Origin of the sequence: Achromobacter sp. MFA1 R4 (assembly GCF_900156745.1) — a bacterium.
Taxonomy (GTDB): domain Bacteria; phylum Pseudomonadota; class Gammaproteobacteria; order Burkholderiales; family Burkholderiaceae_B; genus Achromobacter.
The window spans coordinates 763,867-778,543 of the sequence record NZ_LT707065.1 but is presented as its reverse complement, the minus strand read 5'-3'; the positions used below and the strand labels follow the sequence as shown (position 1 = coordinate 778,543).

Genomic DNA, 14,677 nt, shown 5'->3' with positions numbered 1-14,677 from the left:
TCCTGCGCAGCCGCAACGTTGCGAGCAATCGTTGCGGCTGCCGATGGTCAAGAAGAAGACGGAATCACCGCTGGCGGCGACTCCGGGGACCGGATTGAGCAATGAGGCAGGAGGAGCCGGCGCGCGACGAATCGGGCCGGCTCATCTGGCTCATCCCGCTCAGCTCTCCAGCGGCTTGCGCCAGTCGTCCGAGGCTTCCGTGCCCGCGATCGCGTGGGTCCAGGTGATCTTGCGATACGCCATGGCCACCTTGATCAACTGCGTGTAATCGGCGTTGCCCGGATCCTGCGCATGCGGCAGGACGCTGGTGATGTCCACGATCGTGGCGTCTTCCAGTTCGGTGGTGAAGAAGTGCTCCTGCTTGCCGTCGATGGACGTGCGGTACCACTTCACTTCGACCTTGGGCAGCATTTCACCGGCGGCCAGGGCCTGGTACATGAGCGGCGTGGCCTTGTTCAGCGCGCTGGCGAAGATGAACGGCTTGTGCACGCGCTGGCCCGAAGGCTGGCCGCTTTGCGGATCGGTCGGGGTGTTGACGCGGTGCTCGATCTCCTGGACCAGGATCTGGTCTTCGTGGCCTTCCACGTAGACGTTGCCGACGGAGTCGGCGGTGAAGGCGCCCTGGGTGATGTTGCCCTGGCTTTTGCCCGTGATGCTGATGTAGGCGGGAGTAGGCATTGACGGATTCCTTGTCGTCGTGAGGCCCGGTGGGGCCGAAGCATCCCGAAGGGGGGATGCAGCGACATATGCGAAATCCGTGCCAGGTGGGTCAGCGCGGGAGAAACCCGTGAAGAATCAACGGGCTACGAGGAATTTGGTGGAATGCCCATAAGGCAGGCCGCAGGGGCAACACCACGCAAACCCGGGTTTTGACCGAGAAATCGGGTCAAATTTGGCTCGCTGCGTCATAAGCCCTTGATTACCAAGCACTCTGAGCGGGCCATTTTTGGCCCGGGCGGGTCAAATCTGGCCCGGTCCGTGGAAAGTCACGTCAACGGCGCCTGACCGGAAAACCAAGCCGGCCTGGCCGAGCCCCTATGCCGCCACGGGATAGCAGAACGTCTCATCCTCGCAGCCGCCACAGCCGGGCGCTGCCGTCGGCGGCAGGCCCGCATGTTCGCAGGCGGCGTACGCGAGGAATTTCTTCCAGCGCAGGTTGTCGACGTTGCGGCTCACCAGCCCGGGATAGTGCCGCGCAAGCAGCGCGGTGACGTCTTCGCGTCCGGACAGGCCCAGGTCGCGCCACAAGTGGTCGGGACGCAGGCAGGCGAGCGCGAGGATGCTGCTGACCCATTGCGTGGTGTCCGGGCCCGGCGCGCGGTAGGCGTCGAACAGGACGCGCATCAACAGCGTGAAGCCCGGTTGCGGATCGCTTGCCCCGACGCGGTCGTACTCGGGCAATTGGTCGCGAAGCGCGGACAGCGCGGTGTCGTGGCCGGACAAGGCGCCCGGGAACAGGTGGTCGATCAGGTCGTGCAGTTCGGCGGGCGCCAGGCCGCTGCGCGCCAGGTTCCGTTGAGCGAGGCTGGTGCCGATGACCGCGGCAAAGAAACCGGCATCCGGATGAACGGGCGGCGCGTGACGCAGCAGGGCGCGCGACAGCCGCTGGGCCCGGTCAGCAAGGCTGGGGGCGGGGTGGGAGGTCGGCACGGGCATGGCGTCCATGGTGGTCTGCAGCGATAACGGTTAATTAATCTGTTAATGAAACGGTGTAGGGGCGAATATATAACGAAAGATCGGCGAGTTCGTGCCATCCGCCATGGAAACCGGGTCGGGACATACCCGAGGGTGTCGGGCCGGACGGGTATCATCGGCGTCCCTGCTTTCTTGCCGACTGGCCTTACGCATGCCGCGCCCATTCCCTCACGCAGTTACCCGTCTGTTCAGCGCCGTCGCGCTGGCGCTGGCCGGCATGGCGGCGTCGCCGCCGCCGGCCTTGGCTTATGACATCGGGGCGGTCATCGAGTCCGTCCGGCTTTCGCGGTATCCGCTGCGCGAACCGGAGCGCCGCGCGTGGGGCACGGAGAACGTCAAGGACGCGGTGCTCGTCGGCCAGATGGAGAACCGTCTGTACCTGTATCGGTATCTGCGTGAGGGCGGCAAGGATTTCCGGCTGGACTTCCGGTCGCAGCCGCTGGTGATTGATCCGGAAGCGTGGCAGGCGTCGCGAGAGGAAAATGTGGAGGTCCGGACGCCGCGCGGCGGGGAAGGCTTTTACTGGGTCGGCTATGCCGACAACGGCGCTGGCGCCGGAAAGGCCAGGGGGTTCCTGGTGGACGGCGAGGGCGAGGCCGCCTCGGTGACGGCGGACACGCAACTGGCGGTTGTCACGAGCGGCCGGCCCTGGGACGAGGCGCGCCGTGCGCAGGCCCTGGTGAGTTTGCGGGCGGCCCTGACCGACTATCCGCTGCGGCTCAACCCTTTTCCCGCGCAGGTGCGGTTCGAGCATCGGGCGACGGTGGACGCGACGGCCACGTTCCGCACCCTGCACCAGGTGGCGCGCGCCATTCCGCGGGCGAAGACGGCGGAGTTCAATCGCGCGCTGGCGGACCTGCGCCGTTTCGTGATGACGCAGGATTACCGCGAGATCGATCCCGGCGGCAAAGACGGGGAGATGTTGACGGCCTTGAACGACTACGGCTTCTGGCTGGCCGAATCGGGCGATACGGCGCAGGCCGAGCGCATCCTGACCGACGTGCTGCGGCGCGATCCGTCGCGCACGGCGGCCTATCTGAACCGCGCCGACGCCCGCTGGGCGCAGCGCGAAAAATCCCGCGACCAGCGCGCGTATTACGAGGCGCTGGCGCGCGAAGACTACCGGCTGTATTGCTCGCGCCGCCTTGCCGCGAATCAGGCGATTCCCGGCGCCATCGCGACCCGCATCGGCGCGGCGCTGGGCGCGAACGCCCTGGACCCGGCCGCCTGCCGGCCGCGGCTGGCGATTTTCAAGGCGATCCAGGCGGACGACCTGGAGGCAGTGCGCGCCGAGCTGGCAGCGGGGCAGGACCCCGACGGGGTGAATGAAAATGGCACCTCCGCGCTGGCGGCCGCCGTGGCGCGCAAGCAGATCGAGATCGTGCAGGCCTTGCTGGACGCGGGCGCCCGGGCCGATGGCCCGAACAACGGCTACCCGCTGCTGGCCGGCGCGTTGCCGCAGGCCAATGACACGCGTCCGGCGGCGCAGCGCTACGCGCTGGCCGACCTGCTGATCGCGGCGGGCGCGCCGGTGGATGCCGTGGACGCGGGCGGCACGTCGCTGCTGATGCGCCGTCTTTCCTACTACGGCGATGACAAAGACAACCTGGTCTACCTGCTGGAAAAGGGCGCCAATCCGAATCTGCGTGACAAGAACGGGCGGTCGCTGCTGCATGCGGCGCTGCAGAGCCCGAAGAAATTCTGGTTTGCCGAAAAGCTGCTGGCCAAGGGCGCGGACATCAATGCCGCCTATATCCGCATGTATTACGGCAGCAGTCCCATGTGGGAAACGCCGCTGCTGGAGGCGTTGCGCGAATCGCTGAGCGGCGAGCTGACGCCGACGGCGACGTACGCGATTCCCGAGCGCGTGGCGTTTGCGCTTGCCCATGGCGCGGATCCGGCGGTGGGCGGCTACGGCAAGAGCAAGGAAGCGCCCGACCGCAACGGCTTGAACGAGGCGCTGACGCTGGCGGCCCGCTATCTGCAGCCCGGGCTGGTGGACCAGTTGGCGCAGGCGGCGCGCGCGCCGCACGCGCCGCTCTCGCCGGAGCCGCTGTCCAGTTTGCTGGCGGTGTGGAACCAGGTGGAACAACGGGCGGCGGCCCGCAGCAACGGTCCGGCCTGGGACGGCCAGCGCGCCCGGCTGCGCGCGACCGCCGAACGCCTGGTCGCCGCCGGCGTGCCGCTGACGGCGGCCGGGGACGCGACGGGGTGGCAGCGCGGCCGCATCGCGCCCCTGAGCCTGCCGTGGCTGCCCGACGATCTGTACGAGGCGTGGCTGAAGGCCGGCGCGGACGCTACGGACCGCAGCGATCCGGACAACCGTATCGAAGGGGTGTCGGCCTCCGGCGTGCTGCCGCTGGTCACGATGCTGGACCAGGGCAGGGAAGCCAAGGTGCGCCTGCTGCTCGAGCACGGCGGCGCGCCGCGCACGCCCGCGCGATGCGGCCAGGCCGTGGCCGATGTCCTGGCCTGGCAGTTGGGCAACAACGGACCGGTGAGCCCGCTGGGCGGGCGCGCGGTCCGGCAGGTGCTGGATGCGGCCGCCGGCGCCGCGGGTTGCGACCTGAACCAGGCCTCGCGGGTGCCGGCTTTCGAGGGCGTGACGGCGGCCGAACTGGCGCGGCGCGCCAATGTAAGCCTGCCCGCCGCCGGTTCCACGCGCTAGGCCGGTCCAAAAAAAACAGGCGCCCGAAGGCGCCTGTTTACCTGCCAGGACGGCGGGCCGTCCTTACATGGCGTGACCCATGTTGACGTTCATGTTGTACAGCACCCAGGCCGATCCACCGACGATGATGGCGATGATCATTACGGTGAAGACAAACGTGGCCAGGTTGTCACGGGCCGATTTCGAGGCGCCCATGTGCAGGAAGTACACCAGCTGAACCAGCAGCTGGAGCACGCACAGCGCCACCACGCCGATGATCGTGACGGTATGGGACAGCGCGCCGTGCATCACCAGGCCGAACGAGCCGAAGGTGAGCAGCAGCGAGAGCACGAAACCGGTGATGTAGGACTTCAGGCTGCCGTGGTCGGCGGCGTGATCGTCGTGGCCGTGTGCGGCCGCAGCGGAGTGCGACATCAGAGGGCTCCCAGAAGGTAGACAAAGGTGAAGACGCAGATCCAGACGATGTCCAGGAAGTGCCAGAACAGGCTCAGGCACGCCAGACGACGCTTGTTGATCGAGTCCAGGCCATGGCGGCGGATCATGTCGATCATGACGATGATCCAGATCAGGCCAAAGGTGACGTGCAGGCCGTGCGTACCGATCAGCGTGAAGAACGCGGACAGGTAGGCGCTGCGGCCAGGTCCTGCGCCGATGCTGATCAGGTGATGGAATTCATAGATTTCCATCGCGATGAAGCCCGCGCCGAACAGGAACGTCACCATGAGCCAGCCCATGGCGCGGCTCTTGTTGTCGGCGTGCACGTTCAGGTTGGCCATGCCGAAGGTGAAGCTGGACACCAGCAGCAACAGCGTTTCGACCAGGACGAAGTTCAGGTCGAACAGTTCCTTGCCGGACGGGCCGCCCGCGGTGGCGTTGGACAACACCGCGAACGTGGCGAACAGCACCGAGAAGATCAGCAGGTCGCTCATCAGATAGACCCAGAAACCGAAAACGGTCTTGGATCCATCGTCGTGATGCGCGTGATCGTCGTGACCCGCGTGGGGGTGAGTGGCTACGGCTTGAATCATGGCTCAGGCGGCCTTCTGCATTTTTTCAAAGTGGGCGTTTTCGATGCGTTCGACTTCCGCGGCCGGGACCCAGTAGTCGACGTCGCGGTCATAGGCGCGAGCGATGAACGAACCGACCATGCCGACGAAACCGACGATAGCCATCCACCAGATGTGCCAGATCAGCGCAAAGCACATGACCAGGCCAAAGGCGCCGATCCAGACGCCGGCGGCGGTGTTCTTCGGCATGTGGATGTCTTCGTACTTGGCCGGGCGCTTGTACGCCTTGCCGCTCTGCTTGTCTTCCCAGAACTGGTCCAGTTCATCGACGTGAGGAACGTGGGCAAAGTTGTAGAAAGGCGCGGGCGACGAGATCGACCATTCCAGGGTGCGGGCATCCCAGGGATCGCCGGTGACGTCCTGGTTCTGCTTGCGCTGGCGCACGGAGACGAACACTTGCTGCAGCAGGAACCAGATGCCCAGCATGATCAGCGCGGCGCCAGCCAGCGCGACCAGCAGGTAGGGCTGCCATTCGGGGTTGTCGTAGTGGTTCAGGCGACGCGTCATGCCCTTGAAGCCCAGGATGTACAGGGGCATGAAGGCCAGGAAGAAGCCGACGAACCAGCAGTAGAACGAGTAGCGGCCCAGACGCTCGTTCAGCGTGAAGCCGAACGCCTTCGGGAACCAGTAGATCATGCCGGCGATGCAGCCGAACACCACGCCACCGATGATGGTGTTGTGGAAGTGCGCGATCAGGAACAGGCTGTTGTGCAGCACGAACGACACGCCCGGGATGGCCAGCATCACGCCGGTCATGCCGCCGATGACGAACACGATCATGAAGCCCAGCGTCCACAGCACCGGCGTCGTGATGCGCAGGCGGCCGCGGTAGATGGTGAACAGCCAGTTGAAAATCTTGGCCCCGGTCGGGATCGAGATGATCATTGTCGCGATGCCGAAGAACGCGTTGACGTTGGCCCCCGCACCCATGGTGAAGAAGTGGTGCAGCCAGACCAGGAACGACATCACGCCGATGGACGCGGTGGCGTAGACCATGGACTTGTAGCCGAACAGGGTCTTGCGGGCGAACGTGGCAACGATTTCCGAATACACGCCGAAGGCCGGCAGCACCAGGATGTAGACCTCGGGGTGGCCCCAGATCCAGATCAGGTTCACGTACATCATGACGTTGCCGCCACCGTCGTTCGTGAAGAAGTGCGTGCCCAGGTAGCGGTCCATCGTCAGCAGCGCCAGGGTCGCGGCCAGCACGGGGAAGGCGGCGACGATCAGGACGTTGGTGACCAGCGAGGTCCAGGTGAAGATCGGCATCTTCATCAGGGTCATGCCCGGCGCGCGCATGCGCAGGATGGTGACGATGAAGTTGATGCCGCTAAGCGTGGTGCCCAGCCCGGAGATCTGCAGCGCCCAGAGGTAGTAATCCACCCCCACGCTTGGACTGTAGTCCAGCCCCGACAACGGCGGATACGCGAGCCAGCCGGTCGCGGCGAATTCGCCTACGAACAGCGAGATCATGATCAGCACGACGCCAGCGCCGAACAGCCAGAAGCTCAACGAGTTCAGGAACGGGTACGCCACGTCGCGGGCGCCGATCTGCAGCGGCACGACGATGTTCATGAGCCCGGTGATGAAGGGCATCGCCATGAAGAAAATCATGATGACGCCGTGGGCGGTGAAGATCTGGTCGTAGTGGTGCGGAGGCAGGAAGCCCGGCGAGTCGCCCGATGCGACGGCCAGCTGGGTACGCATCATGATGGCGTCGGCAAAGCCGCGCAGCAGCATGATCAGCGCGACGATGATGTACATCACGCCGATGCGCTTGTGGTCGACAGTGGTGAGCCACTCCGTCCAGAGATACTTCCACTTCTTGAAGTAGGTGAGGGCGCCGAAGACCGCTAGGCCTCCCAGGCACACGGCGGCCAGCGTAACCATGACGATAGGTTCATGGTACGGAATGGCCTCGAGGGTGAGTTTCCCGAGCATTGTTAGTTGATTCCTGCGATCAGATTATTCGACGTGGAGGTGCACGTGGCGGAGTCCACGCCGGCCATCTTGGTCATCGTGCTGCCCAGGATGAAATCGAACATGGCGGGCGGCGCCGACGAGTACTTCACGACCGGATTGTGTTCGCTGCGCTTGGTCAGTTCCGCGTAGACCTCGGGGGTCAGGGCGGAGGGAGCCGACTTGGCTTCCTTGATCCAGTTGTCGAACCCTTCCTGCGACATGGCGTGGGCCTTGAAGCGCATGCCCGAGAAGCCGCCGCCGCTGTAGTTGGCCGAAATGCCGGCGTAGGTGCCGATTTCGCGCGCGTTCAGGTGCAGCTTGGTCTCCATGCCGGCCATCGAGTAGATCTGGCTGCCGAGCTGGGGAATGAAGAAGGAGTTCATCACCGAGGCCGACGTGATCCGGAAGTTGACCGGAACGTCCACGGGGAACGCGATCTCGTTGACCGTGGCGATGTCGTACTCGGGGTAGATGAAGAGCCACTTCCAATCGAGCGAGACCACCTCGATGGTCACCGGCTTGTGTTCGGACACGAGCGGCTTGTAGGGATCCAACGCGTGCGTGGAGCGCCAGGTGATCACGGCGAGAATCGCCACGATGATACAAGGGATGGTCCAGACCACGATTTCGATCGCCGTGGAGTGGGCCCACGTGGGCTGGTAGTCAGCTTTGGTATTGGAGGCGCGGTATTTCCAGGCAAAAGCCACGATCATGACGATGACTGGAATGACAACGATGAGCATGAGCCCGGTCGCGGTCAGCAGCAACGTCTTTTCCTGGATGCCGATATCTCCCTTGGGGGAGAGGATTTCCATGTTGCAGCCGCCAAGCAGCATGACCGCGCCGACGCCAAATATGCGCGTAAGGGTCGCAAGGAGGGGGTGTTTCACGTACAGCCTTGGATGGAAGGTGGAAAATGCTGCAGGGCAGCAGACTGGAATGCTGCTAGGCAGCAACCTCCATCCTATCGGTTTGATTTCGGTCAAGCCTGCGACGAATGGTCGCATTGCCTGGGAGGAATCCGGCCCAATGGCAGCGGATTCAGGGTTTTCCTAGGGGAGCGGAAGCCCCGAGGGGAGGGGGAGGGGTGCGACGATATGTCGCACCTGCACACGGGGGTGTTGTAAAGATGTGTCGCCCCGCACAAATCAATCCACGAGCACTTCGCGTTCCGGCCCCGGTTTCTTGGCCAGCTTGCGCTGGAGCGAGCGACGGTGCATGCCCAGGAGGCGCGCCGCGGCCGACACATTGCCGCCGGTCTCGTGCAAGGCCTGGTGGATGTGCTCCCATTCTAGGCGGTGCAACGGCGTCATGGTCGTTTCGATCGTAACCGTTTCTGGCTTCACCAGGCCCAGCGTGCGCAGGATCATGGGCGCCGTGGCCGGCTTGGGCAGGTAGTCGTCCGCGCCGCGCTTGATGGCCTCGACGGCGGTGGCCACGCTGGCGTAGCCGGTGACCAGCAGGATGCGCATGTCCTCGCGCAGGGCGCGCAAGGGGCGGATCAGGGTCAGGCCGGAGTCTTCGCCCAGGCGCAGGTCGACCAGGGCGAAGGCGGGGCGGATTTCTTCGGCCACGCGCAGCGCCTCGGCGATGCCGGTGGCGGTGCGGGTTTCCAGGCCGCGGCGCGACAGGCTGCGCTGCAGGGTGCGCACGTAGAGTTCGTCGTCGTCGATCAGCAGGCCAAGGTCGTTTGCATTCATCACATTCAGGTCCCGGGGTTGCCCAGGGGCAGGTAAAAGCGGATGCGGGTGCCGCCGCCTTCGGCCGCGGTCATGGTCATTTCGCCGCCCATCTGTTCGACGGTGGCATGCGACAGCGCCAGGCCCACGCCCAGGCCGCCCGGCTTGCCGCTGTTGAACAGGCTGGTCGCGGGCAGCAGGGTATGGTCGGGGTCGAAGCCCCGTCCGTAATCCCGGACTTCCCCGCGCAGGGCGCCATAGCCGTATTCCAGGTGCAGGTCCACGCGGGGCGCCTCGGCCGCCTCGCCCGCGTCCGCCGCGTTGTTCAACAACGCCTGCAGCAGGTGGGCGATGGCCGGATCGACGCGCAGGCTGGTGGGCAAGGTGCCCGAGCGCTGCAAGTCGATGGTCGGGCGGATCAGGCGCCATTGCCCCACCACGCGAACCAGGTCCACGGCGGTTGGGACCGCCAGATTGCGGATGCGTTCCCGGCACAGGGCCAGGAGCTGGCTCAGGGTGGCGACGTCGGCGCGCAGGTCCTCGTCGTCCTGGACCTCGGCGGCGATCTCGTCGGTCAGGAGCGTCATGGTGGCGAGCGGGGTGTTCAGTTCGTGCGCCATCGCGGCCGCGTGGGTCGCCAGGGCGACGATGCCCTCATTGCGGGTGAAGCGTTCGCGCAGGCGGGCCAGTTCGCGCTCGCGGGCGCGCATGTCGGCGGCCAGGCGCGTCGAGAACACCAGTACCACCACGACCGAAATCAGGAAATTGGCGCCCAGGCCCCACAGCAGCAGATTGTGGGGATCGACGTCGCCGCGCAGGGGCTGGCCGAAAACGGCGGCCGCGGCGTAGCCCAGCACGCCGGCCAGCGCCGCGGCAAGGGCCCAGTTGCGGGGCAGCGCCAGCGCGGCCAGCGCCGTCAGGATCAGGAACATCGTCCCGAACGGATTGCTGATGCCGCCGCTCCAGCCCACCATCCAGGCCAGCACCGCCATGTCGACGAACAGGTGGCCAAAGGCGGTGGCGTGGGACAGGTCGCGCGGATGCCGCAGGCGCAGGCTGGCGTAGACGTTAAAGCCGATCAAGAGGCCCACGCCCAGCCACAGCGGCTCCAGCGGCAGGTCCAGCCCGAGCACGCTGCTGGCCAGCAGAATGGTGGCGGCCTGGCCCGCGATGGCAAGCCAGCGCAGGCTGCAGAGGGTACGCAGGAAGGAAAAGGCGGAACTACCGGGCATATCCAGATACAGAGGCGCCGGCCAGCCAGCCGGCAGTTACGGGCGCCCGGCTGCGCGGAACGCTGGCATCCTGAGCGCGGCGGCAGTGGCCGGCTGCTGCCCGGACCTCATGGCGCGGGCGGCGGATGTGCAGGCATTGTATGGTGAATCGGGGCGGCACGCTGTCCGGGCGGCATTGGATGCGTCCCTGATATGTGCGCCCCGTATCCGGGCCGGCGCGCGACGCGCGCCCGCTCCGAAGAGGCTTCAATGGTGGTGACCGGCCGCCGGTGCGGCGGCGGCGTTCAGCGGCCGCGCCACCGCGTCCACCGGCACGCGCCGCTGCTGGCGCGCCGCGTCTTCCACGATGAGCGTCAGCGAGACGTGGTCCCCCGGCGAGATCGGACGGGCCAGGTCGATGAGCATGACGTGATAACCGCCCGGCTTGAGGTCCACCGCCTGGCCGGCCGGCAGGTCGATGCCGGCCACCTGGCGCATTTTCATGACGTTGTCCTGCATCGCCATTTCGTGCACCTCCACGTGCTTGGCCGCCTGCGACTCCACACCGACGAGCCGGCCCGCCTGGGCGGAGGTCAGGCGCATGAACACGCCGGTCGCGTGCTGGTTGGGGACGGTGGCGCGCACCCAGGGGTCCTGCACGGCCAGTCCGGCGTCCTGCGCCAGGGCCGGGAGCGTGAATCCCGCCAGCGCCAGGGCGAAGACGGCGGCCAGGGGTTTGATCGAGATCTTGGTCATGGTGGTTTCCTTTGGGTGAGTCAAAGCACGGTGCGCAGGTCTTGCGCGCATTCCTGCGCCGTCTGCTGATGGCGCAGCGCGACGCGCAGCTTGCCCTGGGCGTCGATGAGGTAGGTCAGCGCGGTGTGGTCCATGGTGTAGGAGGAGCCCGTCGCGACCTTCTGGTAGAAGACCTTGAAGGACTGGGCGGCGGCCCGGGTCTGCTCCGCCGTGCCGCGCAGGCCGATGAAGCCGGGATCGAACGCCTGCGTGTACGCCCGCAGGATCTCGGCCGTGTCGCGCTCGGGGTCCACGGTAATGAAGAGGACGCGGAGCTTGTCGGCGTCGGCGCCCAGCAGCGACTTGATCTCGACCGCGCGGGTCAGCGCCGTCGGGCAGATGTCCGGGCATTGCGTGAAGCCGAAGAACAGCATGACGGGATGGCCGCGGTAGTCGGCCAGGGTGCGCGTCTGGCCGGCGGTGTCCTGCAACTGGAAGTCGCCGGCCGGCATGCTGGAAAGGTCCATGCCGTGCAGGGGGGGCGTGTCGGGGCCGCAGCCGGCGAGCGGCAGCAGCGCCAGGGTCGACAGCAGCAGGCGTCGCCGCGGATCGGGCGCGGCGGCGCGTGGCGCGCCGGCTGGCGCGCGCGAAAAAAGGGAATGCATGTAAAGCCTCGGGATTGACGGGTCGGCCGCGCGGTGGAGCCGCGCGGCAAGTGCCGCCCGCAGTCCCTTGCCACTACTAAATATAAGTAAGGCGGCAAGGCACGCGGACGGACCAGGACGGAGTCAGGCCCGTGGTGGAGGCGCGCGGGAGCCGAGCGGCGGCCCTTGGGCCGGCTGCGCGGGCAGGAAGGGGGGAGCGGGCGGGGGCGGAGGATGTCCGGCGGCCGTCAGCAGCAGCGGCGTCATGGGCGGCGCGGTGGCGGGCGTGACGTGCGCGAGCAGGCCGAAGGGACACTGCGCGCCGGTGTCCGCGGCGCCGTGGCCCGCCTTGTCATTGCCATCGGTGGGCAGCGCCACGTTCAACACCGACAAGTCGCCCGCCGCCGAGCAGAACGTGACCTCCAGGCGGCCATCGTGCAGCGCGCGCGTGTCCGGCATGTAGCCGGCGGGGACCAGGGCCCGCAGCGCCAGGGCCAGGAGCGCCAGCCATAGCACGCCCTCCGCGCGCAGGGCGCGCAGCGTGCACAGGAGGCGGGTCGTGGATGGCATGCAGGCATTCTATGCCAAGCGGTCCCGATTTCTTGGTACCCTTGAACGCACTTCGTTCCGACACGCGACCCCGTGCCCCAGGTTTCAGAGCTTTCCTTGTCCGTTTCGACCTTGCCCGTTTCGACCTTGTCCTTTGCCGTCCAGTCCCCCGGAAGGGACCGTGCGGGATCCATCGCCCGATGGTGGCGGGGCGCGCTGATGGCGGGGCTGCTGGTGCTGCTGGCCGCCTGCGGCACCACCAAGGTCCAGCCCGGCTACTACCGCGTCGAGTCGGGCGACACCCTCTATCAGATTGCGCGCAAGGAAGGGGCCAGCGTGCGCGACCTGGTGCGTTGGAACAACCTGTCGAACGCCAATTCGATCGAAGTCGGCCAGGTGCTGCGGGTCGAGCCGCCCGCCGGGCAGGCGCGCACCTCGCCGCCCCGCAAGGCCAGCAGCAAGCCCAAGCCCGCGCCGCGCGCCACCGCCTCGTCCGGCAAGCGGCGCACCGCGCCGCCGGGCGCGATTTCGCTGGTCTGGCCCGCGCAGGGCAAGGTCACGCGCGGCTACGACGGATCCCACTCGAACGGCATCGTCATCACCAATGCCGCCGGCACCCCGGTCGTGTCCGCGGCGCAGGGCACGGTGGCCTATTCCGGCAGCGGTCTGCGCGGCTACGGCCATCTGGTGATCGTCAAGCACAACGCCAGCTTCCTCAGCATCTACGCGCACAACAGCAAGCTGCTGGTCAAGGAAGGGCAGCGCGTGTCCCAGGGGCAGAAGATTGCTGAAATGGGCAACAGCGACAGCAAGCAGGTGGGGCTGTATTTCGAATTGCGCTACGACGGCCAGGCCGTCGATCCGGCGGGATCGCTGCCGCCGAAGTAGCGGGCGGTGGACGCGCGCGCGCGCCGGCGCCGTGTCTGACACCTTGTGCGGCGTTTCAGCGGATGTCGGGGACCGAAGCCAAAGACGACCGCTAGAGCGCGGCTTCCTGCGTCAGCGTCGACACGAACGCCGCGGTGCGCGAATCGGCGGGTCGCGTGAACACGGTGCGGGAATCCCCGGCTTCGACCACCACGCCATCCAGCAGGAATACCACTTCGCGCGACACGCTGGCGGCCAGCCGAAGGTCATGCGTGGCCATCAGCATGGTCATGCCTTCCGCGGCCAACTGGCGCAGCACGTCCACCACTTCGGCGGCCAGTCCGGGGTCCAGCGCCGAGGTCGGCTCGTCGCAAAGCAGCACGCGCGGCGCGGGCGCCAGCGCGCGGGCGATGGCCACGCGCTGCTGCTGGCCGCCCGACAGGTTGGCCGGCCAGGCGTCCGCCTTTTCCAGCATGCCCACTTTGCGCAGCAGTTCCTCGGCCCGCGCGCGGGCGCGGTCCGCGGGCCATTTCTGCACCGTCACCAGGCCCTCCATGACGTTGGCCACGACGGTCTGGTGCGGAAAGAGCTGGAAATTCTGGAACACCATGCCCGTCTGCTTGCGCACGGCCTGGACCTGCTCGCGCGCGAGCTTGCGTCCGGGTTCGAAATCGACCGTCTCCGGTCCGATCTCAAGGCGGCCGCGGTCGGGGACTTCCAGCAGGTTCACGCAGCGCAGCAGCGTGCTCTTGCCGCTGCCCGACGGGCCGATCAGCGCGGTGACGCTGCCTTCGTCGATCTGCACATCCACCTGCTTGAGCACGGGATTGCCGCCGAAGGACTTTTCGATTTTTTCAAGGCGGATCATCGGGTCTTCTCGCTGAACATGGCGTGCTGGCCGAAGCGCCGCTCCAGCCGCACCTGCGCCGCCGACAGCACGGAACTGAACGCCAGGTAGATCAGCGCGGCCTCGGTATAGAGGATCAGCGGCTCATAGGTGACGGCGGCGATGCGCTGCGCGGCCTGGAAGATCTCGGGCACCGTCAGCACGGCGGCCAGCGAGGTGTCCTTGACCAGCGCGATGAAGGAATTGGACAGCGGCGGCACGGCCACGCGGGCCGCCTGCGGCAGGATGGTGCGGCGCAGGGCCTGGCCGCGCGTCATGCTGAGCGAATAGGCCGCTTCCCATTGGCCCTTGGTGATGGATTCGATGGCGCCGCGGATCACTTCGGAGTTGTAGGCGCCCACGTTCAGCGTGAAGCCGATCAGCGCGGCGGGCAGCGGGTCCAGCACGATGCCCACGCTGGGCAGGCCGTAGAAGATGACGAAAAGCTGCACCAGCAGCGGCGTGCCGCGGATGAGCCAGACGTAGAAGCGCACCACCGCCACCAGCGGCGCGGGGCCGAACAGGCGGATGAGCGCCACCACGAAGGCGAGCGCCAGGCCCAGCGCAAAGGACATCAGCGTGAGCGGCACCGTGAACACCAGCCCCGCATGCAGCAGCGGCCAGAACGAATCCGCCATGAGCTGCACCCAGGCCGGCACTGTCCATTCGCCTATTTTTGCCAGCAGCCAGTCGGGCAGGAGGGCGTGCAGCCAG

Annotated in this window: 15 protein-coding genes; 2 read left to right on the top strand and 13 right to left on the bottom strand. The window is 66.8% G+C overall.

All coding sequences use genetic code 11. From position 1 onward, the window contains the following. Nucleotides 1-159 precede the first annotated feature (159 nt). Together BXA00_RS03575 and BXA00_RS03570 are read right to left on the bottom strand one after the other, a co-directional pair. Nucleotides 160-678 carry an Hcp family type VI secretion system effector gene (locus BXA00_RS03575; RefSeq protein ID WP_076516280.1) on the bottom strand — a complete coding sequence of 173 codons (519 nt, stop codon included), beginning with the start codon at nt 676-678 and terminating at the stop codon, nt 160-162. Between the two features lie 357 nt (nt 679-1,035). After that, nucleotides 1,036-1,665: a nitrogen fixation protein NifQ gene (locus BXA00_RS03570; protein ID WP_083714158.1), complete on the bottom strand. Its 630-nt coding sequence runs from the start codon at nt 1,663-1,665 to the stop codon at nt 1,036-1,038. Between the two features lie 181 nt (nt 1,666-1,846). Between BXA00_RS03570 and BXA00_RS03565 the strand changes: the two genes are divergently transcribed. Then, complete coding sequence (locus tag BXA00_RS03565; RefSeq protein WP_076516278.1) at nt 1,847-4,363, top strand: ankyrin repeat domain-containing protein; 2,517 nt, start codon at nt 1,847-1,849, stop codon at nt 4,361-4,363. A 63-nt stretch (nt 4,364-4,426) separates the two neighbouring features. Here BXA00_RS03565 and cyoD read toward each other — a convergent pair whose 3' ends face one another. The 9 genes from cyoD to BXA00_RS03520 form a co-directional block, all read right to left on the bottom strand. After that, complete coding sequence (gene cyoD / locus BXA00_RS03560) at nt 4,427-4,777, bottom strand: cytochrome o ubiquinol oxidase subunit IV (protein ID WP_076516277.1); 351 nt, start codon at nt 4,775-4,777, stop codon at nt 4,427-4,429. Next, nucleotides 4,777-5,391: a cytochrome o ubiquinol oxidase subunit III gene (gene cyoC / locus BXA00_RS03555; protein ID WP_076516275.1), complete on the bottom strand. Its 615-nt coding sequence runs from the start codon at nt 5,389-5,391 to the stop codon at nt 4,777-4,779. The genes cyoD and cyoC overlap by 1 nt, the downstream gene beginning before the upstream one ends. Before the next feature lie 3 nt (nt 5,392-5,394). Beyond that, nucleotides 5,395-7,371 carry a cytochrome o ubiquinol oxidase subunit I gene (gene cyoB / locus BXA00_RS03550; RefSeq protein ID WP_076516274.1) on the bottom strand — a complete coding sequence of 659 codons (1,977 nt, stop codon included), beginning with the start codon at nt 7,369-7,371 and terminating at the stop codon, nt 5,395-5,397. A 2-nt stretch (nt 7,372-7,373) separates the two neighbouring features. Then, nucleotides 7,374-8,282: a ubiquinol oxidase subunit II gene (gene cyoA / locus BXA00_RS03545; RefSeq protein ID WP_076516272.1), complete on the bottom strand. Its 909-nt coding sequence runs from the start codon at nt 8,280-8,282 to the stop codon at nt 7,374-7,376. A gap of 258 nt (nt 8,283-8,540) precedes the next feature. Further along, a complete protein-coding gene (locus BXA00_RS03540; protein ID WP_076516270.1) occupies nt 8,541-9,092 on the bottom strand; it encodes a response regulator transcription factor in 552 nt (183 codons plus the stop codon). A 5-nt stretch (nt 9,093-9,097) separates the two neighbouring features. Further along, complete coding sequence (locus BXA00_RS03535) at nt 9,098-10,303, bottom strand: HAMP domain-containing histidine kinase (RefSeq protein WP_076516268.1); 1,206 nt, start codon at nt 10,301-10,303, stop codon at nt 9,098-9,100. Between the two features lie 246 nt (nt 10,304-10,549). After that, on the bottom strand, nt 10,550-11,038 hold the full coding sequence (locus BXA00_RS03530) for a copper chaperone PCu(A)C (protein ID WP_076516266.1): 489 nt from the start codon (nt 11,036-11,038) through the stop codon (nt 10,550-10,552). A 20-nt stretch (nt 11,039-11,058) separates the two neighbouring features. After that, nucleotides 11,059-11,682 carry an SCO family protein gene (locus BXA00_RS03525; RefSeq protein WP_083714157.1) on the bottom strand — a complete coding sequence of 208 codons (624 nt, stop codon included), beginning with the start codon at nt 11,680-11,682 and terminating at the stop codon, nt 11,059-11,061. A 123-nt stretch (nt 11,683-11,805) separates the two neighbouring features. Further along, nucleotides 11,806-12,231, bottom strand: coding sequence for a DUF2946 family protein (locus tag BXA00_RS03520; RefSeq protein WP_076516262.1), 426 nt, complete (start codon nt 12,229-12,231; stop codon nt 11,806-11,808). A 198-nt stretch (nt 12,232-12,429) separates the two neighbouring features. On the opposite strand from BXA00_RS03520, the gene BXA00_RS03515 reads away from it, so the two are divergent. Beyond that, nucleotides 12,430-13,098, top strand: a complete 669-nt coding sequence (locus tag BXA00_RS03515; protein WP_076516260.1) for a peptidoglycan DD-metalloendopeptidase family protein — start codon at nt 12,430-12,432, stop codon at nt 13,096-13,098. 91 nt (nt 13,099-13,189) lie between these two features. Here the strand turns inward: BXA00_RS03515 and BXA00_RS03510 are convergent, their stop codons facing one another. Both BXA00_RS03510 and BXA00_RS03505 read right to left on the bottom strand, forming a co-directional pair. Continuing rightward, complete coding sequence (locus BXA00_RS03510; RefSeq protein ID WP_076516258.1) at nt 13,190-13,945, bottom strand: amino acid ABC transporter ATP-binding protein; 756 nt, start codon at nt 13,943-13,945, stop codon at nt 13,190-13,192. Continuing rightward, on the bottom strand, nt 13,942-14,622 hold the full coding sequence (locus BXA00_RS03505; RefSeq protein WP_056327000.1) for an ABC transporter permease subunit: 681 nt from the start codon (nt 14,620-14,622) through the stop codon (nt 13,942-13,944). Before BXA00_RS03505 ends, BXA00_RS03510 begins: the two co-directional genes overlap by 4 nt. Between the last annotated feature and the right edge of the window lie 55 nt (nt 14,623-14,677).